The 25,555-nt window shown below is 60.9% G+C and carries 12 protein-coding genes; 10 read left to right on the plus strand and 2 right to left on the minus strand.

The window, feature by feature from the left end; genetic code table 11:
* Positions 1–69 precede the first annotated feature (69 nt).
* The 8 genes from ABE093_RS10215 (at position 70) to ABE093_RS10250 (ending at position 21,397) form a co-directional block, all read left to right on the plus strand.
* Positions 70–14,958: a putative Ig domain-containing protein gene (locus tag ABE093_RS10215; RefSeq protein WP_430760791.1), complete on the plus strand. Its 14,889-nt coding sequence runs from the start codon at positions 70–72 to the stop codon at positions 14,956–14,958.
* Between the two features lies 1 nt (position 14,959).
* Complete coding sequence (locus tag ABE093_RS10220) at positions 14,960–15,463, plus strand: hypothetical protein (protein ID WP_430760792.1); 504 nt, start codon at positions 14,960–14,962, stop codon at positions 15,461–15,463.
* 517 nt (positions 15,464–15,980) lie between these two features.
* Entirely contained in the window at positions 15,981–17,390 is a 1,410-nt protein-coding gene (gene glnA, locus ABE093_RS10225; protein WP_430760793.1) for a type I glutamate--ammonia ligase, read from the plus strand.
* A gap of 218 nt (positions 17,391–17,608) precedes the next feature.
* The gene (locus tag ABE093_RS10230; protein WP_430760794.1) at positions 17,609–18,337 is read left to right on the plus strand and encodes a TorF family putative porin; all 729 of its coding nucleotides are present in this window, start codon (positions 17,609–17,611) and stop codon (positions 18,335–18,337) included.
* Positions 18,338–18,353: 16 nt separating this feature from the next.
* Positions 18,354–18,692: a P-II family nitrogen regulator gene (locus tag ABE093_RS10235; RefSeq protein WP_430760795.1), complete on the plus strand. Its 339-nt coding sequence runs from the start codon at positions 18,354–18,356 to the stop codon at positions 18,690–18,692.
* Positions 18,693–18,703: 11 nt separating this feature from the next.
* Positions 18,704–20,122: an ammonium transporter gene (locus ABE093_RS10240; protein ID WP_430760796.1), complete on the plus strand. Its 1,419-nt coding sequence runs from the start codon at positions 18,704–18,706 to the stop codon at positions 20,120–20,122.
* Positions 20,122–20,640, plus strand: coding sequence for a GNAT family N-acetyltransferase (locus tag ABE093_RS10245; protein ID WP_430760797.1), 519 nt, complete (start codon positions 20,122–20,124; stop codon positions 20,638–20,640). The genes ABE093_RS10240 and ABE093_RS10245 overlap by 1 nt, the downstream gene beginning before the upstream one ends.
* Positions 20,641–20,647: 7 nt before the next feature.
* Complete coding sequence (locus tag ABE093_RS10250; protein WP_430760798.1) at positions 20,648–21,397, plus strand: N-acetylmuramoyl-L-alanine amidase; 750 nt, start codon at positions 20,648–20,650, stop codon at positions 21,395–21,397.
* Positions 21,398–21,400: 3 nt separating this feature from the next.
* Here ABE093_RS10250 and ABE093_RS10255 read toward each other — a convergent pair whose 3' ends face one another.
* Together ABE093_RS10255 and ada are read right to left on the minus strand one after the other, a co-directional pair.
* On the minus strand, positions 21,401–21,880 hold the full coding sequence (locus ABE093_RS10255; protein WP_430760799.1) for a DUF1203 domain-containing protein: 480 nt from the start codon (positions 21,878–21,880) through the stop codon (positions 21,401–21,403).
* The gene (gene ada, locus ABE093_RS10260) at positions 21,877–22,968 is read right to left on the minus strand and encodes a bifunctional DNA-binding transcriptional regulator/O6-methylguanine-DNA methyltransferase Ada (protein ID WP_430760800.1); all 1,092 of its coding nucleotides are present in this window, start codon (positions 22,966–22,968) and stop codon (positions 21,877–21,879) included. The genes ABE093_RS10255 and ada overlap by 4 nt, the downstream gene beginning before the upstream one ends.
* A 107-nt stretch (positions 22,969–23,075) precedes the next feature.
* On the opposite strand from ada, the gene ABE093_RS10265 reads away from it, so the two are divergent.
* Both ABE093_RS10265 and ntrC read left to right on the plus strand, forming a co-directional pair.
* Positions 23,076–24,110 (plus strand): two-component system sensor histidine kinase NtrB, encoded by a 1,035-nt coding sequence (locus ABE093_RS10265; RefSeq protein ID WP_430760801.1) that lies wholly within the window; start codon positions 23,076–23,078, stop codon positions 24,108–24,110.
* Positions 24,097–25,491, plus strand: coding sequence for a nitrogen regulation protein NR(I) (gene ntrC / locus ABE093_RS10270; RefSeq protein ID WP_430760802.1), 1,395 nt, complete (start codon positions 24,097–24,099; stop codon positions 25,489–25,491). Before ABE093_RS10265 ends, ntrC begins: the two co-directional genes overlap by 14 nt.
* The last annotated feature ends 64 nt before the right edge of the window (positions 25,492–25,555 follow it).

Raw genomic sequence — 25,555 nt, forward strand, 5'->3', positions numbered from 1 at the left:
ACCAACGATGCCGATGGCGCCGGGCAGACGCTGACGTTCAACTACGACGGCACGCTGACCGATGGCGGCGTGAGCTACACCTCCACGCAGGTGGTTGACTCGGCGGGACGAGGCTGGACCTATGCCTACGATGCGGCCGGCCAGTTGCGGGTGGTGCAGGCGCCGGCCGATGGAGGGCAAATCGCGGTCACTCATTACGCCTACGATGCCGTGGGGCACCTGAGCCAGGTGACGGATGCGATGGGGGGGATAACCACCTACAGCTACGACGCCAATGGCGATCTGCTGCAGGTGATTCAAGGCAAGGAGCGCGTTGATCGCGAATACAACGCTGCTGGCCAAGTCGTATCTGAAACGCGCTATCCGCAGCTCGACGACAATGGCAATACGGTAACGACGGTCGCCGAGACCAAGCGCTACGTTTACGATGCCAGCAATCGTCTGCGTTTCGCTGTGGATGCCGCTGGCGACGTCACTGAATACCGTTACGCCACTGTCGGCGCATCGGGTGTGCAACAACTGTCATTGACCCTGACGTACCTGGGAGGCGGGTACGATCTCACGGGGCTCATGCCGACGCAGGCGCTGACCGAATCTCAGCTCGCCAGCTGGGTATCCGGGCAGGACATGGGGCAGATCACCCGTGTCGACTTCAGCTACGACGTGCGCGGTGCATTGGCAGAGCGTCGGGCCTATGCCACGGTCGATGCCAACGGCGTCGGCGTGGTCGATGCCGGACTCGAGATCGTGCGCTACAGCTACGATGCCCAGGGATTGCTGTGCCAGCAAATTGAAGTGCGTGGCGCCAATCGCGACCAGCTGGAAGGTACGTCCTTCGTCTATGACGGGATGGGGCGTCTGACCTCAACGACTGATGCGCTCAATCACACGACGACGCGTTTGTACGACGATGCCAACCACCGATTGGTGGTGACGCAAGCGAATGGGCTGATCCAGACCCAGGTCTACGACCAAGCGGGGCAAGTCATCACTGCGACCGAATCGGCGGCCTCGACCAGCGAGGTACATACCTCGCATTGGTTCTACGACGCCGAAGGGCAACTGCGAGCAACCGAGGACGCGTCCGGTGCACGGACGTATCACTTTTACGATGGTGGCGGAAACTTGCAGGCGGACGTCGATGCCACCGGTTCGGTAGTGGAGTATCGCTATAACTACAAGGGGCAAGTTTTTACGTCGGTAGCCTATGCCACCCGGGTGGATACGACAGGATGGTTGATCGACGGACAGGTAAGCGTGAGCGATTTCACCCAAATCCAGCCAGTGGGAACGGATGATGATCGATACACGGAATATGGATACGATGCATCGGGACGCCTAACCCAAACGCTCCAAGCATTTACCGCGCTCTGGTCTTTCAGCTGGTACGACGGCGCCGGACGTTTGGCGTCGTCGGGCGCAATCGATTCGCGTGGAACTGCGTCCGAATCGGGCGCATTCCGGATTTCAAGGATGTTTTACGATGCCGCCGGGCGGCAGATTGCATCGCTTGATCCTGCGGGCTATCTGACCGAATTTTCCTATGATCGTGGCGGGCGCCAGATCGGATCGGTGCGTTATGCCACTGCGACGGATCAGGCGCTTCGCGGCGACGGAACATTGGATCAATTGCGGCCAGCGGGGAATGTCGCTGCTGACGTGCGGACCCGGATGTTTTACGACGGTCGCGGCAATGTCATCGCGACGCTGGATGCAGAAGGCTACCTGACCGAATCGTCGATCGATGAGACCGGGCATGCGCGCGAGACGCGTGCATATGCTCTGCGGTTAACGGGTCTGACCGGCGACGAGTCGCTGGCGACGTTGCATGGCATGGTTGCTTCGGGGGCAGTGCGGACGAATCGCATGGCCTACGACGCCATGGGCCAACTCGTGACCCAGACGAATGCCGAAGGCACGGTCACGACCTATAGCTATGACGTTATGGGGCGTTTGGTTCGAACCGATACCGCAGCCGGGGCGAGTGAGGTTCGCGAGAACAACCAGCGCTACGACGTGTTTGGAAACCTGATTGGTGAGTTGGGAGGCGAAGGCTCGATCCATTTGTTGCCGGGCATGACCGAGGCGCAGCTCAATGCCATCTACAACCAATATGGCGTGACGCATCGTTACGACGTGTTGGGGCGCAGAATCGAAAGCAGTGACGCCAACGGCAACAAGACATGGTATGTCTATGACGCCGCCGGTCGCCAGACGTTCCGGGTTCGCGGTGTGGCCGATACCAATGGCGTCCCCAACGGCGCGGGTGAAGTGACCGAGACGCGTTATAACGCATTCGGGCAAGTCCAGGACAGCATTGCCTACAGTGGGCGCATCACGATCACGATGCCTGGAGACCGTGCAAGTGTGCTGCTGGCAATCAATACGCTGCAATACGCACCGACGAGCGATAACCATCAGCAATTCACCTATGACACCCGCGGTCTTCTTGCCAGCCGCCTGGATGCAAATGGCTACCTGACGAACTACTACTACAACAGCTTCGGCGCCTTGCGAAGCAAGACGGAATTCCGCGACCTCGCGCAAACGCAGTCGGAAACCACCGTCCTGGCTTACGACAGCTTGGGTCGACTGATCAGCACGACGGAGTCGTCGACAGGTATTGATGCGCAGATCCGCACGTCGACCCAGACTTGGGATGCATTCAATCGCATATCAATGACGGATGCTCGGGGTACGGTTGCCGATTTCACCTACGACCGACTTGGTCGCCAAGTCACAAGCTCGAGTACGGTCTCTGGCCGCTTGGAGCAGGCGCGTCTGGTTTATGACGCCTATGGACGCGTGACCAACCAGCTCGACGCGGCGAATAACGAAACGACATTCATTTACAACGACATTGAAAAAAGCATCGCGGTGACCAGCCCGGAAGGGGTCACGGTCAAAACGATTCACGATGCTTTGGGGCAGACAATCTCCGTTACCAATGGCTTGAACGAAACAACGACGTACACCTACGACCATGATGGCCATCTGGCCGGTACCATGGATGCGGCAGGCGCAACAACTTCAAACGAATACGATGCGCGGGGGCTGTTGCATCGAACCATCGACGCAACCGGTCGCGTCGTTGAGTTGAATTACGATGCTGCGGGTCGTGTATTGACGCGCGTCGTCGATCCGAATGGACTCGCGCTAACCACGGCCTATGCATACGATGGTCAGGGGCGTCAAATCCAGGTCACGGATCCGAGCGGTGTTGTCACTGCGATGACGTATGACCTTGCAGGTCAACTCATCGAGACCACGGTTGATCCGCTCGGCCTGGCGCTCAAGACCGATTACACCTGGGATGGCCTGGGCCGTCAATTAACGGTCACCGAAGGTGCAGGGACGACTGCGGTGCATGCCGTGGCCTATGCCTACGATGGTCTCGGACGCCGGATCTCGGAAACGGTGGATCCGAACGGGTTGGCATTGACGACCACCTATGTCTACGACGAAAACGACAATGTCACCAGTCGCACGGACGCGGCAGGTCGCGTCACGGCCTACGCCTATGACGAAGCCAACCGCCTGATCCAGACGATTGATGGCGACAATGGCGTGACCCGGATGACGTATGACGTCAAGGGCCAACTCATCGCGACGCGCCAATATACAAATCGCATGCAGGTCGATGGGACGCTCGTGGCCGACGATGCGCGCGATGTGCAGTCCTACCGTGTTTATGACGAGGACGGCCGTGTCCGCTACACGGTGGATGGCGACGGCGCAGTTTGCGAATACACCTACGATGCCGCGAATCGCCTGGCCCAGACGCGTCACTACGCGACTGTGATTGATATCAATGCCGTGCGTGCAGACCTCCAGGTCGGCAATCTGGCGCCGACGGCAGTGGCCGATGATGCGCACGACGAAGTCACGAGCCTGGTCTATGACGCTGTGGGCCGCGTGCGGTTTACCGTGGATGCCGCAGGTGGCGTTACCGAATCCAATTACGATGCGGCCGGGCGCGCCATCGGAACGGTGGCATATACGGTTGCCATCGATTTGTCTGATGTCGTACTGCGTGATCGATTCAAGGCCGGTATGGTTGCAGCTTCGGAATTCCATAGCGTTTACGACGACCAGAGTGGCGAACTGCTCACGCAGGGACTGCTTTCCGATGAGTCCGGGATCCAATCGTCCAACTATTACGATGGCGCCGGACGCAAGGAGCTGATGCTCCGAAACGACGGCACGGGCACGCGAATCCGTTATGACGCGGCCAGCCGGGTGGTCGAAACCATCGAATATGCCTATCCAGACACGGGTTGGGTTTCGTTTGACACGGACGCACCGACCTTCCCGCCGTATCTGCTTGATCCGCAAGACCGGGCAACAACAAATATCTACGATACTGCCGGTCGATTGGAGTTCGTGCTGACACGGCAGTCGCCAAAGCCGGTCGTGCAGGACCCGAATCAGAATTTTGGTGGCGAAGGCTCTCCTGAAAACGAATATGGCAATGCACAAGCCCGGATCGAGCAATTCGTGCGTGACGCCAGCGGTAACGTAATTCGCGACATCAAGTACGCCAAGACCATCGATTACAAAATCTATATCGAGACGGAAGAATCGACGTTCGAACAGGATTATTCCAGAACCGACTTCGATACTGCCTTCGTCGAGATAAACAACGGAGAATCCAGGCAAACACGCAGCGTTTATGACGCGGCTGGCCGTGAAATCTATGCGATCGATGCCATGGGCGATGTGGCTGAGACCGTCTATGACAGCAGCGGACGCGTCACAGCGACGCGCGCGTACGATCTTACGGTAGGTAGCACTGCGAACGATGCTGCCCAAATCCAGCAGGCACTATCCGGCGCCGGGTCACGGGCGACGCAATATGCTTATGACGATGCTGGTCGATTGATTTCCACGACGGATGCGCTTGGGCATCAGGAGTCGACTCAATACGACGGGGTTGGCCAGGTCATCGCCAGGACTAACAAAAATGGCGATGTCTGGACCTATGGCTACGATGCCGCGGGACGGAAGACTTCCGAGATCACGCCAGAGATTCGGATTTCCACCGCACAGTCCGACGGGACGACCATCTCGGTCACGCGTGCGATCGAATCGCGGTATGCATACGACGCATTGGGGAACCTCGTCTCCCGAATCGAAGATTTCGGATATTCGGCACGCCAAACCGACTACGAGTACGACAATCGCGGGCATCAGACTGCGACAATCTATGCAGATCCCGGAGAGCAGGATCCGGTCACCGGACAGATCGTCCCGACGGGAAGTCGTCCGACCATTCGCGTCACCTACGACACGCTCGGTCGCGCTGTGGCGCAGTGCGATATGCGTGGACACTATTCATTCAAGACGTACGACAATCTTGGCCGCCTGGCGGCAGATATCGACGCGGAAGGTGGCGTCTCGAGATACGAATACAATGCGTTTGGAGAGCGCGTTGTGCTCAGGCGTTTCACGCAGCTGATCGCGCTTCCGATGGATGCCTCCGAGGCTTCGCTTCAGCAGCTGCAGGGTGCTGTAGACAGTGCGCAATGGTGGAATGCGCGATCGATTCTCACGGAATACGATTGCGAAGGACGGGTCGTCTATACGGGCAACGGCAACACCGACAAATCGACAGAAAGCACGTACAACACGTACGGCGATCTTGTTGAGACCGCCGTGTTCCAGGCGGGCGTTGCCAGCAATAATGGCGGTGGTGGCGGAGAGGGGGGATATAGCAGCGGGATCGATATTCCGGATCGATATGCCAGGACCGTCTATTACCGGGATGCGAATGGCCGGGAGACGCTATCAATCGATCCGGAAGGCTATGCCACGACGTCCGAGTACGATGCCTACGGCAACCTGACGCGGAGGGTGGAATACGCGAAGACGCTGCATGTCTTCAATGATTTCGATCCCAACTCGTTGGGTTACCAAGTCAGGCCGGAGTTCGCGAGCAGGGCGAATTCGCCCGGTAATGCGACAATGGCCGACGCATATCGTTTCAATCCCGATCAGCGCCCGGATCTTCCGCCGGCAGGCGACGAAGCCAACGGTTTCGACCGTGTGTCGACGTACACCTACGATGCGTTGAACCGCAGGATTTCCGAGACGCAATCCAGACACATTCGCAATCCTGCGGATGGCACGTTTGCCGCAGGCCAGATCGTGACCACAACCGGTTATGATGCCGAAGGTCGGGTTATTGCGCTCGATACGGTCAATGGCCACACGCAAACGCACTACGATGCGCTAGGACGAGTCGTGGATGTGATTGAACCCGAGCGTCAGGTTCTACGCAGCAATGCCGAGCAGCTTCTGGCCTCGGACCAATCGATTGATCTGGCGAGCGCTCAGCTGTATGAGGCCGCATCTCCGGTTACCGAGATGCTGTACGACAGCTTCGGCGACACCATCCAGGTGCACCGCTATGCGAACGGCCTCCAGCAAGGCGAGAGTACGCCGGTCGCATCGTCTTCCGACCAGACACAGTCGTTCGGCTATGACGCGCTCGGTCGCCAGTTGTGGTCACGTGATGCAGCTGGAAACATCATCAACAAGAGCTTCGACGCCGCAGGAAATGTTCTCACGACCCGGTTCGCGTTGCATAACGCCACAGCCGCGCCAGTCATGGTCGTCATGACGAGCGCATATGACGCTTGCGGTCGTCAGGTGAGGACGGAAACTGCTCGTGAATGGCTCGCCGATGGAGTGTTTCAGCACGAAGTCGATAGCGGAAGCCAGGTGCGCTACAACGCCTTTGGCGAAATCGCCCTCCGCGACACGCGGACCGATCCGGGGTTGGCCGATTGGGATTTTGCGATCTATTACAACTATGATCGCGACGGAAATCTCGTCGAAACCAACGAAAAGGGATTTACGCAGAACTTCACGTACGACTCAATGGGAAACCTCGTTGGGGACGACAAGAATTCCTACGTCTACGACCGCAAGGGCGGTTTGATCGCAGTCGTAGGGCAGGAGGAAAGCTCTTCCGAAGTTTGGGTGGCGCCGAAGATCACGTTGTCCCATACGGATCGTTGGGGCAATACCCTGTTCGTGGAGGATTCGCGCGGGGCGCGCACCGACTATCGCTATAACGAACTCAATCAGCTGGAGAAAGAGATCCAGCCTTACGTCCGCATCCTGCATCAGGATGGCACCGAGGTCTTCGATCGTCCGGAGCGAACGGTTTACCACGACCTGCAGGGTCGTGAGATCGCGCAGAAGGACCCGAACGGAAATCTGCGTCGCAACATCGTGGATTCTGCTGGAAATGTTGTCGAAACCAAGGACGGACGGGGCTATTCGACGCGCTTCGCCTATGACCTTTTCGGTCGCACGCTCTACAAGCAGGACGCGAACGGGCACATCAGCATCAGCAAATACAATCTGAACGATCAATTGGTCGAGCAGGGGGATTTTGCGGCAGGTGTCGGGCAGCTGCGCGTGGAGAACATGCAGGCCGGGTACACCTTGAACGAGCTGGGCAACCGGATCCGGGTCCAGGATGCGTTGGGTGGTATCCAGCAATACGACTACGACAGTCGTGGCCTGGTCATTCGTAGCCAGACGGCAGCAGGCGTGGTGATGAGCTACGCCTATGACACGCTGGGCAACAAGATTCGCGAGACGAACGCGCTGTCCGACCCGGGGCTGTTGACCGCGGGTGCCCCACGCTATGACGGCGGCATCATTGAGCAGCAGGACGCCATTGCGGGGCAGACGTACACGTACATTCTTCCGGCGGACGCCTTCTCGGCGCCGCAGGGGCGCACGATTTCGATTGCAGCGACGATCGAGGTTGACGACGGCAGGGGCGGGTCCAAGCCCAGTACGGATCTGCAGTGGGATGCGGTCACCCGCACCCTGTCGGGAACCCCGGCGGCCAACGTCCAATATCGCGTGACCTTCACGGCGACAACGGATGCCTCCCAGGTCGCGGCGACGGGATACCTCGTGGTCTCGGGGGTCACCCAGCAGGATTACGACACCCGGAACGCGGCCTCGCCCGCAATCGCACACGCCTTCAACGTGCAAAGACCGGAACCCGGCACTGCATTTAGCTACACCATTCCCGCGGATGCGTTTACGCATCCGCTCGGAAAGACCCTGACCTACAAGGCTTACATCCGCTATACCCAGGCAACGATGGACCCCGACACCCGGGAAGAGTCGCTTGAGGAAATCAATGCAGAAATCGGGCTGACTCCGGCCGCGGGCGGCTGGCTCAGCTTCGATCCAACGACACGCATCTTGAGCGGTACTGTTCCCGCGATCGACGGCGCGGCCGAAGTCGTCATTGTCGCGATTGATCCCGATGGCAATACGCGCGAACAATCGCTGGTCATCGATCCGCCGAATCCGGACATCCAGAATGGCCGGCGCACCACCGTCGATTCGAACGGACAGACTGTTTATCTCGATGAGCAGACCTGGAACTACAACGAATTCGGACAACTGGTCGAACATCACGACTTGAGTGGTGTTCGCTACGACTACCAATACGATTGGAAAGGGCGTTTGCAGCGCGAGTCCAACGATTGGACGCAGACCATCGCGTCGACCAGCATGCAGGTCCAGACCCGGCGCAGTGGTGGGTTCTTGAAAAAACTCTTCGGCGGGTCGAAGAAGAAGGTTTATGTGCCGGTCACGACGTATACCTCGTATGCCGCCAATCGATACAGAGACTATGACACTCAAGGACGCCTGACTTTCCTCAGCGACGGGAACGGGAGTTATTACCAGTACGTGTATGACGAGGTCGGCAACCGCATCCGCGAAACCAGCAACACCATGGATGGCAGCGGGCAGCGAATCCATCTGGAAACCCGGATGGAGTACGACTTCCTCAACCGGCTCACCCATGTCGTCCAGGAAGACATGGACAAGCAAAAACGATTGCTCGACGTTCGCTACAGCTATGACGCCGCAGGGAACCGCGTCCGTGTCCAGTATTCGGATGGTTACGGCAGGTTTGGTGCCGCGGCAACTGACACATCGAACAATGCTCCGATCGTTAATTTTGGTGTGCCCGCTGCGAATGACTGGAGCGATTCGGTTCTTCCTCCGGCCATCTACGGACAAGCTTATGCATATACATTGCCCGCCAATTTCGTGACGGACCCCGATGGCGATCCGCTGGCATTCGACGTCACGACCAGCGCCAGTTGGCTCACCTACAACAAGCTCACGCATACGCTGGAAGGCATGCCGCCATCTGACTCTATGGGGCAACGGGAGAGTATCTCCGTCAAAGTCAAGGCCATCGACTGGAATGGCGCGGTCACAAGCAAAACGGCAACGATCGCCCTCTGCGATGACGCGATCGATGTTGCAGATTGGCCGCCAGGCGATGTCTGGCTCAAGGCATCCACGAATCCTGGAGATTATGGAAATTCGGTCTATGCCAACAGTTTCTTCTGGTACGACGAACGCCTGCCGACGACCCTGTCAATCGAGATGGCGGACGGGTCACAGCTTCCGGCGTGGTTGCAGGTGCACGATGTCGTCGAGTATGGGGGCGTCCGGCATCAAATCCTTGTCGATAGTACGAAGCTGCCCGATGTGGTGGGCACAGTCCGCCTCAAGCTGACCCTGGCTGGAACGAACGGGCATAGCGCAACGGTGGAAGCCGACTTCCATGTCAATCGACCGCCGCGCTGGAATGGACCAGCCGCGGTGCAACTCGTGTCCGGCCAGCCGTGGAGCATGCAGTTCACGCCGGACATGATCAGCGATGTCGACGATGACGTCTCGACGGGAAATTGGCAGATCTATTTCGATCGTTCCCTGCCGTACTGGCTGACCTACGACGCGGCGACCAAGACCTTGTCGGGAACGCCGCCGACCACGTCGTCTGGAATGTACGGTTTTGCGGATAACCAGGTCCCCCTGGTTTTCTGGATCTATAACGGACAGGGAGGGCAGTCGCGCGAAATCGGACTCCTGCTGGACTACAAGGCCCAGGATAAGGTTTCGGCGGTGAAAACCGTGCCGCTGCAGCAGGTGGAGGCGGGTCAGGCGTTTGAACTCACGCTCCCGACGGATTTGTTCGCCGGTCGCGACGGGGTTGCGATGACGTACACCGCATCACGCGCGTTGGTGTCATATACCCCACGACAATACGATTACTATTACAGTACCGACCCACAACTGACTCGCATCGGGACTCTCGGACTTCCGGCATGGCTGAATTTTGACAGTCAGACCCTGAAGTTCTCCGGCACCGCGCCCAATGTCACCGGGCACTTCATTGTCGAGGTGAAGGCGACGGATGCCAATGGTCAGTCGGCCACCAAGTTGATCCAGATTTCCGTGCTGCCTACCGGCGCGCAAATGCACCAGATGGTCGGCGACGGCATCGATGTCACTGCATTGTTGGCGACCACGGCGTATGGGGATGGCTATCGAGACCCGAACGATATCCAAGGGCCCGGGCTGGCCCGTCTGGATACCGGAATTCCACCGCATCTCGCGCAGGAATTGACGATCAATTTTGCGGCGGGACATCCGATAGCCTACACGCTGCCGTCTTGGATGGTCGTGGGCGACAATGTTGAGGTAATCGCGCTAAGCCTGACTTCTGGCATACAGTACGACACTGCGACGAGGACGTTCTCTGGCAGCCCTCCATCGAATTATGGGTATGCCAAGCTTGCGTTGGTAGATGCCAGCGGTCGCTATAGCTTCTGCAGCATTAACTTCTCCCAGTCAGGCACGCCCACCGCCGAAGCCGGTGGGGCGATCGGCGATGCGCAAGCCCAGGTAGGAGAACATTTCGATCTGACGATCCCCGCAACGGCGCTGCCCGGAACCGGGTCGTATTACATGGCGATCGCCCAGAAGAGTAATGGGCAATCTGCGAAGTATGGTTGGTATACAACGGGAGACAATTGGGACCCGCAATACTACAACGGCTATCAACCCGTCTCCACGGATCCGGCGAACGCGTTGTCGAGCTACGGGTTCTCTTATGACCCGGTCACCGGTGCCATCCAAGGGTGCCCCAGTGAGGCCGGCGTGTACGAAGTGCGTGTCTATCGCGGAGGCGTGGCATCCACGTTCGCGATTCGTGTCGATCGCGGGATCTATCCCAATCCCAGGTTGAACACCACGCTTCCCAACATGCGGGTGCGCGTCGGTGAGGCATGGAGCTATACGTTGCCTGCCGATTGGGCGATGACCGATAACGGTGAGTCGGTCATGTTGGATACCACAACCCTACCGGCCTGGGTCACGTATGACGCCGCGACGCGGACATTCTCCGGAACGCCCGGCGATTCAGATCAATATTCCAGTATCCTGCTGATGCTTAAGACTGCCAGTGGCGCCCAGACAGCAGTGCGCCTGCCGCTGGAAGTTTATGAAATCTATGCGCCCGAACCGGAAAACGCCGGCATGTACAATGGTGATATCGGGTGGAACAAGAGCACCGGATTCACCATCGAGGAGAACAGTTTTGGCAACTATGTCGCCATGCTGCGTGGTGGCAAGCGTTTTGATGTCACCAACAATGATTGGGGTGTCGTCAAGCCAGGTGTCAGCATTACGGCGCAATGCAACGTCACGTTCAGGACGACCAACGGCAACGAAAGCGCGCAAGTCCTACTGAAGTTCTACAACGCGCAGGGTCAGCTGATCAGCCGCGTCCTTGGCTCGGAAATCAAGGCGCCGAGCACGGGCGGTACCTCGACCATCACCGCAACCGCACCCGCAGACGCGGCTTACGTGGAAATCGGCGCGACCGCCTACAGCAGCAACCAGTATTGGGCACCTGCGCATAACGAGCATCCGGTATGGCTGAGCGGGTTCTCGTGGAAGTATCCCGATCAAACCGTCGGCGTCGCTTCGGGCACGGCAGGGATGACCACGGCATGGTATGCCTATGATGCGAACAACCAGGTCAGCGTTGCCAATGGCGATTTGGTCAATGGGCAGATCGTGTTGAAGGCCGCCTCGGACAGCCAGGCCTATGACTACGACGCAGCTGGCAACCTCGTGCGTCAGCGGTTCCTGGAAAACGGCGTGCAACGCGCTCAAGATTTCACCTATGACCTGCGGAGCCAAAAGATCGCGCAGTCGCAGACCTATGCGGTGGGCGATGCGGTCGGCGCAATCGGCGAGGGATGGACGTACGACGACGCAGGCCGGGTGATCCGCCACCGCACCTACGATGCCAGCGGTCTGAAGCATCTCGATGCGACCACCTATGACCTCGATGGCCGCCAGCTACAACAAGACTCTTTCGGGCGCTCACTGGACGGCACCGGCTACAACGAGGAAGCGATCGGCGAAGGGCTTGCGCGGCTGGCCAAGGTGGACTTCGGCGCCTATGGTTATGACGTCGCCGGTCGCCTGGGCGGTTACGTCTATACCGCCTATCGTCACGAGGCCGACAGCGGAGCTCAGACCAGCGATCCGATCGGCTACAGCATGTATTACCGCGAGAGCTACCAGGGGCGCAACAGCTATCTGGAAACTCGCGTGGACGGGGTGAGTACCAACCCGAACTTCCGGGCGACGTTCACCACCTCGGAATACGACGGTTGGGGCCAGCGGACGGTGATCCGCGAGCAGACGCCGAAGTTCGACAAGCGCGACCAGTTGGACGACCGGGTGCGCTACTTCGCCTATGACGGCGAGGGCGATCTGCTGCGACGCATCCAGGGCACGGTGAGCCTGGGTGGCACGTTCAACCAGAGCGCTGACGAGCGCAATTACACCGAGACCTATGCTTATGCCAACGGGCAACACATTGCCACGGGCAAGGCGAACGGCGGGAGCGAGGTGCTGCCGCAGCTGACGGGATACGTATCGAGCGATGCAGGATCGGGCGAGATCGAAGTGATGCAGGGAGATACCCTGCAGTCGGTCTCGCAGAGGATGTACGGATCGGCCAACTACTGGTACGTGCTGGCGGAAGCGAACGGGTTGAGCCCGTCGGAAGCGTTGACGCCGGGGACGCGGCTGAAGGTGCCGTCGGTCCATGTCAGCGCCAATGACGCCACCGCTTTCGAACCGTTTAGCCCGAACGATGCGATTGGTAACACGGCGCCGAACCTGCCTTACATCACACCGCCGAAGAAGAAGCATTGCAACGCACTAGCGACGATCCTGATCATTGTGGTGGCAGTTGTGGTGACGATTTACACGGCAGGCGTCGCAGCGGGCTGGATGGGAGCTGCCGCTGCAAGCAGTGGTTCGACCATGGCGGTCGGTACTGCGGCATTGGCGGGTACGTATGGAACGACAACGGCGGTCGTCGCGGGTGCAGTGGGTGGTGCCGCGGGCAGTATTGCCAGCCAGGCCGTTGGCAGCGCGATGGGCGTCTCGGAGTTCAGCTGGAAGAACGTTGCGGTAGCGGCAGTAGCAGGGGGTCTAACAGCGGGATTGGGGAGTGCCATGCAGGGCAGTAGTGCCCTGTACAACTCGAGTGCGCAACAGTTCACGACCTTGGGTCGAGTTGTGCAGGGCGTCGGCAGCTACGGCGCTACGGTGGCGGCCAATGCGGTGATGGGCAACCACACCGGGTTCAGCTGGAAGGGGGTGGCGGCTGCAGCGGTCGGAGCGTATGTCTCGGCAGAGTTGGGTGGCAAGTTGAGCGTGTTGCAGGGCGGCAAGTCGCAGGGCTTCTGGGGTGACTTGGAGGGTGGCTTCATCAATGGGGCAGCGAATGCCTCGGCGCAGCGCCTGATGGGGATGGGCAAGCAGGACTGGGGGCAGATCGCGCTGGATGCCTTCGGCAATGCACTGGGGAACGCAATAGTTGGCGGAATCCAAGCTAGGCAAGCGGAAAACCGCATGCTTGATGGGCTTACTCCCGACCAAGTAGCGATTTATCGGGACGCCAAAGACAAGTTCGGCGATGCTGGCGGAATGACGGTCTTGGGAATCATGAAGACGTCAAGAAGCGATGTGTCTCTGGATGACTTGCGAAGTGTCACCGATCGGGCCCTTGCGTATGGATCGGCTGATTTTGGGACATACAGCAAAGATGATTTCATGAATCTCACTCGTGATCGCCTGGCGCTCATGGGGGATGAAAATGGAAATCCTCTAAGTCAAAGTGTTATCGATGCAAACATGGTCGCGTTGCAAAACGCGCATGGGTTTGCCGGAGGGGTGCCGCAAGTAACAGTCGATTTTTCGAACTTCTTCGACCCCGTTCAGCCGAGCCCTGCTCCGGCAATTACCGATGACATCTATGCGGCTCAGGATCGAAGAGAGCAAAACCCAGTGCTCGGTTTTGCGGAGGCTGACACTGGTGCAAAGAAGGTTGGCGAGGTCGCCACAACTATCGGACGTGCAGTTGAAGCCAACCCAATTCTGAAGTATGGGCTGGTCGCGATTGACGTTGCTTCTGGGCCTTGGATGTTTGCTGCGCGTCAAGGAATCGCTCAGTCGCCAATTGGACGATGGGTTGAAGAAAAGCAGGAACAAGTTGTCGGCGCCGTGGCTCAAAAATATGTGGATGACCCCGGATATAGCGAAACTGATGCGAAATCGGCTGCAACCGGTGTATTCGTAGCAGGCGCGATTATTTTGACGGGTGCATCTGGTGTTCTTAGGAAGCTCCCAGGTGTCGAAGGGATGCTTTCACGGCTCAGGTCAAGTGTTGGCGGTCGTGAAGCTCAACGCGGGTCAATAAGCTTCCGTAAAATTGAGACTAACCGGCAGGGTCTGAGATATCCGAGTGTCATCGACCCTAGAACAGGGGTTGCCATCCCGAATCCTGGTGCTGGACTAAAGATCGTGGATAAGGAACTGCGCGCTCCGTGGGGTGCAACGGAACGCGGTGCCTTCATTAAGGAGTGGTACGACAAAGGGTTCACCACTCCTGAGGGAGGATGGGCCAAGTATGATATTCATCACATCACGCCCCGCGAATACGGAGGCACGAATGACTTCAATAATCTTGTTCCCGTGTTAAGAGACGTACACCAGAAGCAGTTCAATCCTTGGTGGAGCGGATACTAAAGTGAATTTTCAGAATCTAATTGAGAAGGGTATGGAGTGGGTTCCGCCACGTGTCGTGGCCGGAAATCCGTTTAGCCTCACTTGCACGTTTACTCCTCCGGCAACGGATGAGGAAATTACACGGGCATGGGAAGGCCTGAAATTGCCTGCTGATCTTGTAGCTATGTGGAAAAGCTTTGGTGCCGCATGCTTATTTCAAGACGTGGATTATGGGCAGTGGGGCATGCGAGTGCTTTCGCCAGCCGAAAGCTTTGCGCGAACGATTGAGCAGAGAGAATCTCGGCCAAATGCCTTTGCAGCGGACGAGATTGTAGTGGCTGAATTTTTTGGTGACCAGGACTTGGTTGTACGTGATGTGAATGCTCTTGCCGCTGACAGAGGCGTCTTAGTGGCACTGCCACTTGACCCAAAAGAGGAGTGGTATGGCGTGGGGCCGAATATGCTGGATTTTCTGGCCAATTATTTTGCGAAAGATGGCGCCAAATATTGGGAGACTACCAATTGACATGCTGCCGTTTCATGCTTGCGGCCAGCAACCACTTCGCGGTTGCCGCGGTGCAAACATAACGTTGTGATTATGCGCAGTGTCGTGGTCGCCCCACGGCCTGCGCTACGTGATCGATGCACTTCGCTTCGGCCTGCGCGCCCATGCCACTGTTCGGCTGGCGCCCGCATAAGTTGCGTTATGTAACACCCCGCGCCGGGCTCGCCTACTGGCTCCGCACAGGGCCGCTGATCTCACTTTCCGGCTGTCCCCCGGAAGGGCAACATCAACACCAAGAGTCTTCCTGGCGACGCGTAGCGCCGTCAGGTGTCGCGCGCTATCACGCGTGCACTACGGGTTCTTGTCGGGATATGGCGCTGAATAAAATGCACCAAAATAGTGATATTTATGTCCATATAAGTGCAAGTTATAAAAACTCCAACTTATTAATCAAATAAAATCAATTGGTTGTGATTGTCGCGCCTTGGCACGTTCCTTGCGATAGCTTGGCTATCAACTTCATCCCGGGAACACCGCCATGTCGCTCGAACACGTCGAAAAACTCATCAAGGATCACAAGGTCGAGTGGGTCGACCTGCGCTTTGCCGACATGCGCGGCGTGCAGCACCACGTCACCTTTCCGGCCAGCGTGGTCGATGCCTCGCTGTTCGAGGACGGCAAGATGTTCGACGGCAGTTCGATCAGCGGCTGGCGCGGCATCCAGAACTCCGACATGGTCCTGCTGCCGGATCCGTCGACTGCGTTGATCGATCCGTTCACCGCCGATCCAACCCTGATCCTGACCTGCGACATCCTCGATCCGACCACGATGCAGGCCTACAGCCGCGATCCGCGCGGCGTCGCCAAGCGCGCCGAGGCCTATCTCAAGGCCAGCGGCATCGCCGATACGGCGTTCTTCGGTCCGGAGCCGGAATTCTTCATCTTCGATTCCGTGCGTTTCGGCAACGACATGGGCCACGTCTTCTACCAGATCGATTCGGAAGAAGCGCACTGGAACTCCGCGCGCGACTACGACGGCCGCAACCACGGTTATCGCCCGATGGTGAAGGGCGGCTACTTCCCGGTGGCGCCGCTGGATTCGCTGCACGACATCCGCGCCGAGATGTGCAAGACGTTGCAGCAGGCCGGCATCGAAGTCGAAGTGCACCACCATGAAGTGGCCAACGCCGGCCAGTGCGAAATCGGCACGCGTTTCGACACGCTGACCAAGAAGGCCGACGACCTCCTGACGATGAAGTACATCCTCAAGAACGTCGCGCACCGCTACGGCAAGACCGTGACCTTCATGCCCAAGCCGATCGTCGGCGACAACGGCAGCGGCATGCACGTGCACCAGTCGCTGGCCAAGGGCGGCCAGAACCTGTTCACCGGCGACGGCTACGGCGGCCTGTCGCAGATGGCGCTGTGGTACATCGGCGGCATCTTCAAGCATGCGCGCGCGATCAACGCGTTCGCCAACTCGACCACCAACTCGTACAAGCGCCTGGTGCCGGGCTTCGAAGCGCCGGTGATGCTGGCGTATTCGGCGTCGAACCGTTCGGCCTCGTGCCGCATCCCGTACGTCGCCAACCCGAAGGCGCGTCGCATCGAGATCCGTTTCCCCGATCCGATGAACACCGGCTACCTCACCTTCGCCGCGCTGATGATGGCCGGCCTCGACGGCATCAAGAACAAGATCGATCCGGGTTCGCCCAGCGACAAGGACCTGTACGACCTGCCGCCGGAAGAAGAGAAGAACATCCCGACCGTCTGCCATTCGCTGGACCAGGCGCTGGAAGCCCTTGATACCGACCGCGAGTTCCTGAAGGCCGGCGGCGTCTTCACCGACGACTTCATCGATTCCTACATCGCGCTGAAGATGAAGGAAGTCACCAGCTTCCGCGCGGCGACGCATCCGCTCGAATACCAGATGTACTACACGATCTGATTCCGGCAACAACGGCAACCCGGGCAGCCACCGCGCATCGAGCGGTGGCGCCCACTCACGAACAAGGGAGGTGAACCACCAGACCGCATCACACGCCAATGGATAGAGAACGAAAAACCGTCGACTTGGGGAAGGTCCATCATCTAGGAGCCTGTGTCATGACGTATCGCAACGCATTTCGTTCCACATCCAGGCCATCCGCCCGCACGCAAGCGGGCATGCGCGCATCACTTGCAATCCTGCTCGCAACGTTGTGCACCACGGACGCAGAGGCGGGCACCACCAGCGGATCGTTGGCATTGACCAGCGACGATGTGTTCCGCGGCATCTCCCAAAGCGACCGCAAGCCGCAGTTGCAGGGGAATATCGAATACGCCGCAAATAACGGGCTGTATGCCGGCCTTTGGGGCGGCAATGTCAATTGGCTGTCCGATCAGTCCACCAGTCAGGCACCGGTCTCCAACAGCCTCGAGATCGATGTCTACGGCGGGTATCGCCACAAGTTCAACGACAAGATCGGCGTCGACGCCGGCGTGCAGTTCTATGGCTATCCCGGCAGCTATCCGGCGGGGTTCGTCAATCCGAATACCACCGAGCTCTATGCGGCCGCGAACATCGGCATCGCGACGCTGAAGTATTCGCGTTCGACCAGCAACCTGTTCGGTTTCGCCGACTCCAGGGGCAGCGATTACATCGAAGGCGCGTTGAACTGGGAGTTCACCCCGGGCTGGACGTTCAACGCCCACGCCGGCAAGCAGGCGATTCGCCATCACCGCGATTACGGATACAGCGACTGGAAGCTGGGCGTGACCCGGGCGTGGAAGAGCGGCTACTCGATCGCCGTCGCCTATGCCGGAACCGATGCCGACAAAACCCTTTACACCAACGCGCATGGCCGCGATATCGCCGGCGACACCGCGCTGTTGACGTTGTCCAAGTCTTTTTGACCAGAGGAGTTGCGAGATGAAACTGATGACCGCAATCATCCGGCCGTTCAAGCTCGACGAAGTGCGTGAAGCGCTTTCCGAAATCGGCGTGTCGGGGATCACCGTGACCGAAGTGAAAGGCTTCGGGCGACAAAAAGGCCACACCGAGTTGTATCGCGGCGCCGAATACGCCGTCGATTTCCTGCCCAAGCTGAAGATCGAATGCGCGGTGCCGGAATCGCAGGTCGAGGCGGCGCTGGAAGCGCTGGTCAAGGCTGCGCGCACCGGCAAGATCGGCGACGGCAAGGTGTTCGTGCAATCCCTCGAGCGCACGGTGCGAATCCGCACCGGCGAACTCGACGACGACGCATTGTGAAGGGGAAGGACATGAAAGAGATCTTTCGATACGCGCGCGCGCTGGCCGTGGCGACATTGCTGGTGCCGGGCATCGCGCTGGCGCAAACCGCCGCCGCCGCGCCGACGCCCAACAAGGGTGACACCGCGTGGATGCTGATGTCGACCGCGCTGGTGTTGCTGATGAGCGTGCCGGCGCTGGGTCTGTTCTACGGCGGGCTGGTGCGCACCAAGAACATGCTGTCGGTGCTGATGCAGGTGTTCATGGTGTTCTCGCTGGTCACGGTGCTGTGGTGCATCTACGGCTACAGCCTGGTGTTCACCGAGGGCAATGCCTTCATCGGCGGCTTGTCGCGACTGTTCCTCAACGGCACCTTCAATCCGGCGGACGGTTCGTTCTCGATGGCGGCGACGTTCTCCAAGAACACGCCAATGTACGAACTGGTCTTCGTCGCGTTCCAGGCCACCTTCGCGGCGATCACCGTCTGCCTGATCCTCGGTTCGATCGTCGAGCGCGTGAAGTTCTCGGCCGTGCTGATTTTCACGGTGATCTGGTTCACCTTCAGCTATCTGCCGGTCGCGCACATGGTGTGGTTCTGGGCCGGTCCGGATGCCTACAGCGACGCAGGCAAGGTCGATGCCGTCAATTCGACCGCGGGTTTCATCTGGCAGACGGGCGCGCTCGATTTCGCCGGCGGCACGGTGGTACACATCAACGCCGGCATCGCCGGACTGGTGGGGGCGTTCGTGCTCGGCAAGCGCCTGGGCTATGGTCGCGAGGCGATCAAGCCGCACAGCCTGACGATGACGATGATCGGCGCTTCGCTGCTGTGGTTCGGCTGGTTCGGATTCAACGCCGGCTCGGCGCTCGAGGCGAACGGCACCGCCGGACTTGCCTTCATCAACACCTATCTCGCTACCGCTTGCGCGGTGTTGTCGTGGACCTTCGCGGAATGGATCCACAAGGGCAAGCCTTCGATGCTCGGCGCGGCCTCGGGCGCGGTGGCTGGACTGGTCGCGATCACGCCGGCCGCCGGCAACGTCGGCATTCCCGGGGCGTTCGCGATCGGGCTGCTGGCGGGTGTGATCTGCCTGTGGGGCGTGACCGGCCTGAAGCGGCTGATCAAGGCCGACGACGCGCTCGATGTCTTCGGCGTGCATGCGCTGGGCGGCATCTGCGGTGCGCTGCTGACGGGCGTCTTCAATTCGCCGAGCCTCGGCGGTCCGGGATCGGTGCAGGACTGGGTGAAGATGACCACCGGTTTTCCCGGTATCGGCGCGCAACTGCTGATCCAGGCCAAGGCGGTGGGAATCACGATCGCCTGGACGGCGGTCGTCGCCTTCGTCGCGTTCAAGATCGCCGACAAGCTGGTGGGGCTGCGCGTTAGCGAAGAAGACGAGCGCGAAGGGCTCGACATCACCTCGCACGGCGAATCGGCTTACGACTTGTGATGACCGGCGATGTCCTGATTCGCGATGCGGTGGCGGCGGATGCCGCCGCCATCGCTGCGATCTACAACGTGCACGTGCGCGACACCATCGTCACCTTCGAGCTCGACGAGGTGGACACGGATGAAATGACGCGGCGGATGGCGCAGGTGCGCGATCTCGGCCTGCCATGGCTGGTGCTGGAAGAGCAAGGCGTGGTGATCGGTTACGCCTACGGCGGCCAGTGGAAGGCGCGCGCGGCCTATGCGCGCACGGTCGAGAGTTCGATCTATCTCGCCGATGCCGCCTGTGGTCGCGGACTCGGCAGATATCTGTATGCGGAATTGATCGAACGCCTGCGCGAATGTGGCATTCACATCGTGATCGGTGGTGTGTCGTTGCCGAATGCGGCGAGCGTCGCCTTGCACGAAGGCCTCGGCTTCGAGGCGATCGGCGCGTTCCGCGAAGTCGGCTGGAAGCTCGGGCGCTGGATCGACGTCGGCTACTGGCAATTGCGACTCGAGGACCCGACCGTGGCATGATCCAGCCATGAGCAAGATTCCGACACTGCTGATCGCCTCGCTCGCGCTGGGCCTCACTGCTTGCGCCACCCAGCCGCCGCGCAATCCCATCGCCACCTTCGTGAAGTCGCCGAATGTCGATGACCGCAAGGCGCAGCTGATCGTCGTCCACTACACCGAACAAGGATCGGTGGACGAAAGCCTGCAGACGCTGAGCGATGCAAAGGCCGCGCATCCGGTCAGCGCGCACTATCTGCTGGGCAAGGACGGCCACATCTACCAGTTGGTGCCCGATGGCTTGCGCGCCTGGCAGGCCGGCGCCGGACGCTGGGGCACCATGACCGAACTCAACAGCGCATCGATCGGCATCGAGATCGACAACAACGGCAGCGAAGCGTTCACCGAAGCGCAGGTACAGGCGTTGTTGACGTTGCTCGGCGATCTCACCACACGGCTGCATATCCCCAAGGGCAATGTCATCGGCCACCAGGACTTGGCGCCGACGCGCAAGATCGATCCGGGCCCGCTGTTTCCGTGGAAGCGCCTGGCCGATGCCGGTTACGGGCAATGGCCGCAGGGTGAACTGGTGGATCCGCCGACCGGCTTCGATGGCTGGATGGCGATGCGCGTGGTCGGTTACGACATCCGCGATCGCGCCGCCGCGTTGCGCGCGTTCCGCATGCACTACCGCGCCCGCGATGACGGCAAGGATCTGGCGCCGGAATTCCAGCCCGACGACCTCAAGATCCTCTACGCGCTGACCCGGTCGGGTAGCTGAGGCTCAGTCGTCGCGTTCGACCACGGCGAGGTAGCAGCCGTGGCTGGCCGAATGTGCGTGCAGGAAGGCGACGTCCTCGCGTGCGAGCATGCGTTCGATCAAGGCTTCGATGGCATCGCCGCTGCACACGTCGGCATCGAGCATCATCCCGTCGCCTTTGAAGGCGCGCAGCGACAGCATCCGCCGGCGCAGCAGCACATCGGGAATCTCGTTACGGAATTCCGCAGCCTGCGTCGCGCCTTCGCGGACATAGATGGCGTGGCGCGAACGATAGGGCGTGTCGACGGCCAGGTGTTCATGGTTGACCAGCAGCGCGGTTTCGCCGGGTTGCATGTCGCGCAGTTCGACGCGTTCGGGAAATCCCGGACCATCGACGCGACAGCGGACGACATGGCGTGCCGCGAGCGCGTCGTCATCGAGACCGTACAGCGACTGGAAGGGCGCGGGATCGAGGCCGCGGATGCGATAGCCCATCGTACTCATCGTTCGATCGCCCCTTCGCGTTGCAGGAGTTTCTTCTTGCGCTGCACGCCCCAGCGATAGCCCGAGAGCGCGCCGTCGGCACGTACCACGCGATGGCAGGGAATGGCGACGGCCAGCGGATTCGCCGCACAGGCGCCGGCGATCGCGCGTGCGGCATCCGGTGCGCCGATCTGTGTCGCCAGTTCGGAATAGCTGACGGTCTTGCCGGCGGGAATGCGTCGCAATTCCGACCATACCTTCTGTTGGAAGGCGGTACCGCGGATGTCGAGCGGCAGGTCGAGGCCATGCGCGGGATCGTCGACCAGTCGGATCACGTCGGCGAAATGCTGCGCCAGCGCGGTGTCGTCGGAAATGCATTCGGCGCGAGCGAAGCGCGCATGCAGGTCGGCGATCAGGGCGTCGTCGTCCTCGCCAAAGAGGATGGTGCACAGGCCGCGATCGGTTTCGGCGATCAGCACGCGTCCCAGCGAAGTGTCGCCGAGCGCGTAGCGGATGCGCTCGCCGCGCGCGTTGTCGCGGCGGGCGTGGGCGGCCATGCCAAGGCCGCCGAGGGCGTCGGCGTGGAAGCGCGATGCCGAACCGAAGCCGGCATCGTGCATGGCCGTGGTGACGTCGCTGCCGGCATCGAGGCGTTCGCGCGCCCGTTGCAGGCGGCGCGCCTTGGCGTATTGCTTGGGGCTGATGCCGAGCACGGCCTTGAACATGCGCTGGAAATGGAAGGGACTCATGCCGGCGTCGGCGGCGAGTTCGGCCAGGGTCGGTTCGCGTTCGGCGCCGTCGATGCGCTGGCAGGCGGCTTCGACCAGCACGCGATTGGCCTGCGCATCCGACAGCCCTTCGGGCCGGCAGCGCTTGCAGGCGCGGAAGCCCGCGAGCTTCGCTGCTTCGATGCTCTCGAAGAAGCGCACGTTCTCCGGTCGTGGCGTGCGGGCGCCGCAGCCGGGGCGGCAGAACACGCCGGTGGTGGCGACGCCGAACCAGAAGCGACCGTCGGCGGCACTGTTGTGGGCTTGCACGTCGGGCCAGCGCGGATCGCTCAGCGTGGCGGCGGCAAGGGCGTCTCGATGCATTGCGGGGGTCATGTCCATGGTGCGCAGTCTGCGTCCGCCATCAGTGTGGCGCCTCCCGGGTCTTGCGGTCGAATCCGAGCGGGGAACATGCGCTGTTTGCACCAAAATGATGCACACTCGCTGCGATGACCGAATCCCAGCCCACCGCCGACCTGCTGACCACGCCCCTGGCCTGGACCGATGGCGAAGGCCGGATCGTTGGCTGCAACCCGGCGTTCGCGCGCTGGCTCGGCGTCGGCCTGCGGCGACCGCTGGGCCTGCCGCTGGCGGCGTTGGAGGTGAGCGGAGATGCCCTGGCCACCGCGTTGGCCGATGCCGGCGACGATGCGCCGTCACGACGCCTGCGCCGGGTCCCGATGCAGGTGCCGGCCGTCGGCGAGCCGCGCTTCGCCGATCTCTGGCTGTCGTCACGCGACGATGGCTGGTTGCTGGAAGTCCATCCGGTCGACGAGTTCGCGCATCACGATGGCGAAGCCTTGCCGGCGGCGGTCGCCGCGGCGTTGAAGGGACTCGCGCATGAATTGCGCAATCCACTGGCCGGGATCAAGGGCGCGGCGCAGCTGATCGCGCGCCGTGGCGGCGAGTCGACACTGGAGCTCAGCCAGCTGATCCAGTCGGAGGTGGAGCGCCTGACCGCATTGCTGGAACGCCTGATGTCGCCCCGTCCACAGGAACCGCACGCGCCGGTGAACGTGCACGCGGTGTTGGAGCGGGTGTTGCGGCTCGCCGAAAGCGATGCCGGGTGGGCGGTGCGCATCGGGCGCGATTACGACCCCAGCCTGCCGGAATTGCTCGGCGACGCCGATCGCCTGAGCCAGGCGGCGTGGAATCTGGTGCGCAACGCGATCGAAGCAGGCGCCACCAACATCACCCTGCGCACGCGTGCCGAACATGGCGCGCGCATCGGCGCGGAACAGGTGCCGCTGGCCCTGCGTTTCGACATCGTTGACGACGGTCCCGGCGTACCGCCGGAACTGGCGGAGCAGGTGTTCCTGCCGCTGGTCAGCGGTCGCGCCGATGGCAGCGGGCTCGGACTGGCGCTGGCGCAGCAGGTGGCGCGCGAACATCGCGGCACCTTGAGTTATCGCTCGCGCCCGGGCCATACCGTATTCACCCTGTTGTTGCCGGTGCAGGAGGAAGGCAGCGATGCAGCAGCCTGAACTCTGGGTGGTGGACGACGACGCCTCGGTGCGCTTCGTGCTGGCCACCGCGTTGCGCGATGCCGGGCATCAGGTGCGCGAATTCGCCGATGGCGCGTCGGCGTGGTCGGCGCTGCAACAGGCAGCATCGCCCCCGGCATTGCTGTTCACCGACGTGCGCATGCCGGGCGACGATGGCTTGAAGCTGCTCGAACGCATCAAGGGCCTGCATGCGGAATTGCCGGTGGTGGTGATGTCGGCGCATACCGATGTCTCGTCCACCGCGGGTGCGTTCCGTGGCGGCGCCTACGAATTCCTCTCCAAGCCCTTCGATCTTGACGATGCCGTCATGCTGGCGGCGCGCGTGCTCGACACGCCGACGGTCGATGCCGAAGTCGTGCCCGAATCGCCGCAAGCGCCTTTGCTGATCGGCGACACCCCGGCGATGCAGGCCTTGTTCCGCAGCATCGGGCGTGTCGCCCAGGCGCCGCTGAACGTGTTGATCACCGGTGAAACCGGCACCGGCAAGGAACTGGTGGCGCGCGCGATCCATCTCGAATCGCCGCGTGCGGCGCGTCCGTTCGTGGCGCTCAACACCGCGGCGATTCCCGCCGAACTGCTTGAGTCGGAATTGTTCGGCCATGAAGCCGGCGCCTTCACCGGCGCGGCGCGGCGCCATGTCGGACGTTTCGAACAGGCCGATGGCGGCACGTTGTTCCTCGACGAAATCGGCGACATGCCGGCACCGCTGCAGACGCGCTTGCTGCGCGTGCTGGCTGAAGGAGAATTCTTCCGCGTCGGCGGGCGCGAACTGATCCGCGTCGATGTGCGCATCATCGCGGCGACCCACCAGCCGCTGGAGCAATTGGTCGTGCAGGGCCGTTTCCGCGCCGACCTGCTGCATCGCCTCGACGTGGTGCGTCTTGCCATCCCGCCGTTGCGTGAACGCCGCGACGACATCCCGCGTCTGGCCGAAGGGTTCCTGCAGCGGGCGGCGCAACGGCTGGACGTGGCGCCCAAGCGTTTCACGCGCGCCGCGCTGCAAAAACTGCAGGCGCACGACTGGCCCGGCAATGTCCGCGAACTGGAAAACCTGTGCTGGCGATTGGCGGCGATGGCGCCGGATGCACGCATCGGCGTCGACGACCTGCAATTGACCACGTTGCGAACGCAGGCCGCCGGCGCCGACTGGGAACGCGCGCTCGCCGATTGGGCGCGGTCGCAGCTGGCGATGGATGTCGACGATCTCCACGCCAGGGCGCGCGAGCGTTTCGACACGGTGCTGTTGCAGGCCGCGCTCGATGCGACCGATGGCCATCGCGGTCACGCCGCCGACCGGCTTGGGCTGGGGCGCAACACGGTGACACGCAAGCTGGGGTCGTCGCGCACCCGTCGCAAATGAATGGTGCGCAATGGAACATTGATCGCGACGAGCGCATGCTGTTGCGACCCCATGCGAACCAAGA

The organism is Solilutibacter silvestris, assembly GCF_050574925.1.
In the GTDB taxonomy this organism is placed as follows: Bacteria; Pseudomonadota; Gammaproteobacteria; order Xanthomonadales; family Xanthomonadaceae; genus Solilutibacter; species Solilutibacter silvestris_A.

What these genes read in the sequence shown, in the direction of transcription:
- ABE093_RS10230 (WP_430760794.1), top strand. Translation starts at nt 17,609, where the DNA reads ATGCGCGCATCACTTGCAATCCTGCTCGCAACGTTGTGCACCACGGAC.
- ABE093_RS10245 (WP_430760797.1), top strand. Translation starts at nt 20,122, where the DNA reads ATGACCGGCGATGTCCTGATTCGCGATGCGGTGGCGGCGGATGCCGCC.
- ABE093_RS10265 (WP_430760801.1), top strand. Translation starts at nt 23,076, where the DNA reads ATGACCGAATCCCAGCCCACCGCCGACCTGCTGACCACGCCCCTGGCC.
- ABE093_RS10255 (WP_430760799.1), bottom strand. Translation starts at nt 21,880, where the DNA reads ATGAGTACGATGGGCTATCGCATCCGCGGCCTCGATCCCGCGCCCTTC.
- ABE093_RS10240 (WP_430760796.1), top strand. Translation starts at nt 18,704, where the DNA reads ATGAAAGAGATCTTTCGATACGCGCGCGCGCTGGCCGTGGCGACATTG.
- glnA (WP_430760793.1), top strand. Translation starts at nt 15,981, where the DNA reads ATGTCGCTCGAACACGTCGAAAAACTCATCAAGGATCACAAGGTCGAG.
- ABE093_RS10235 (WP_430760795.1), top strand. Translation starts at nt 18,354, where the DNA reads ATGAAACTGATGACCGCAATCATCCGGCCGTTCAAGCTCGACGAAGTG.
- ntrC (WP_430760802.1), top strand. Translation starts at nt 24,097, where the DNA reads ATGCAGCAGCCTGAACTCTGGGTGGTGGACGACGACGCCTCGGTGCGC.
- ada (WP_430760800.1), bottom strand. Translation starts at nt 22,968, where the DNA reads ATGGACATGACCCCCGCAATGCATCGAGACGCCCTTGCCGCCGCCACG.
- ABE093_RS10250 (WP_430760798.1), top strand. Translation starts at nt 20,648, where the DNA reads ATGAGCAAGATTCCGACACTGCTGATCGCCTCGCTCGCGCTGGGCCTC.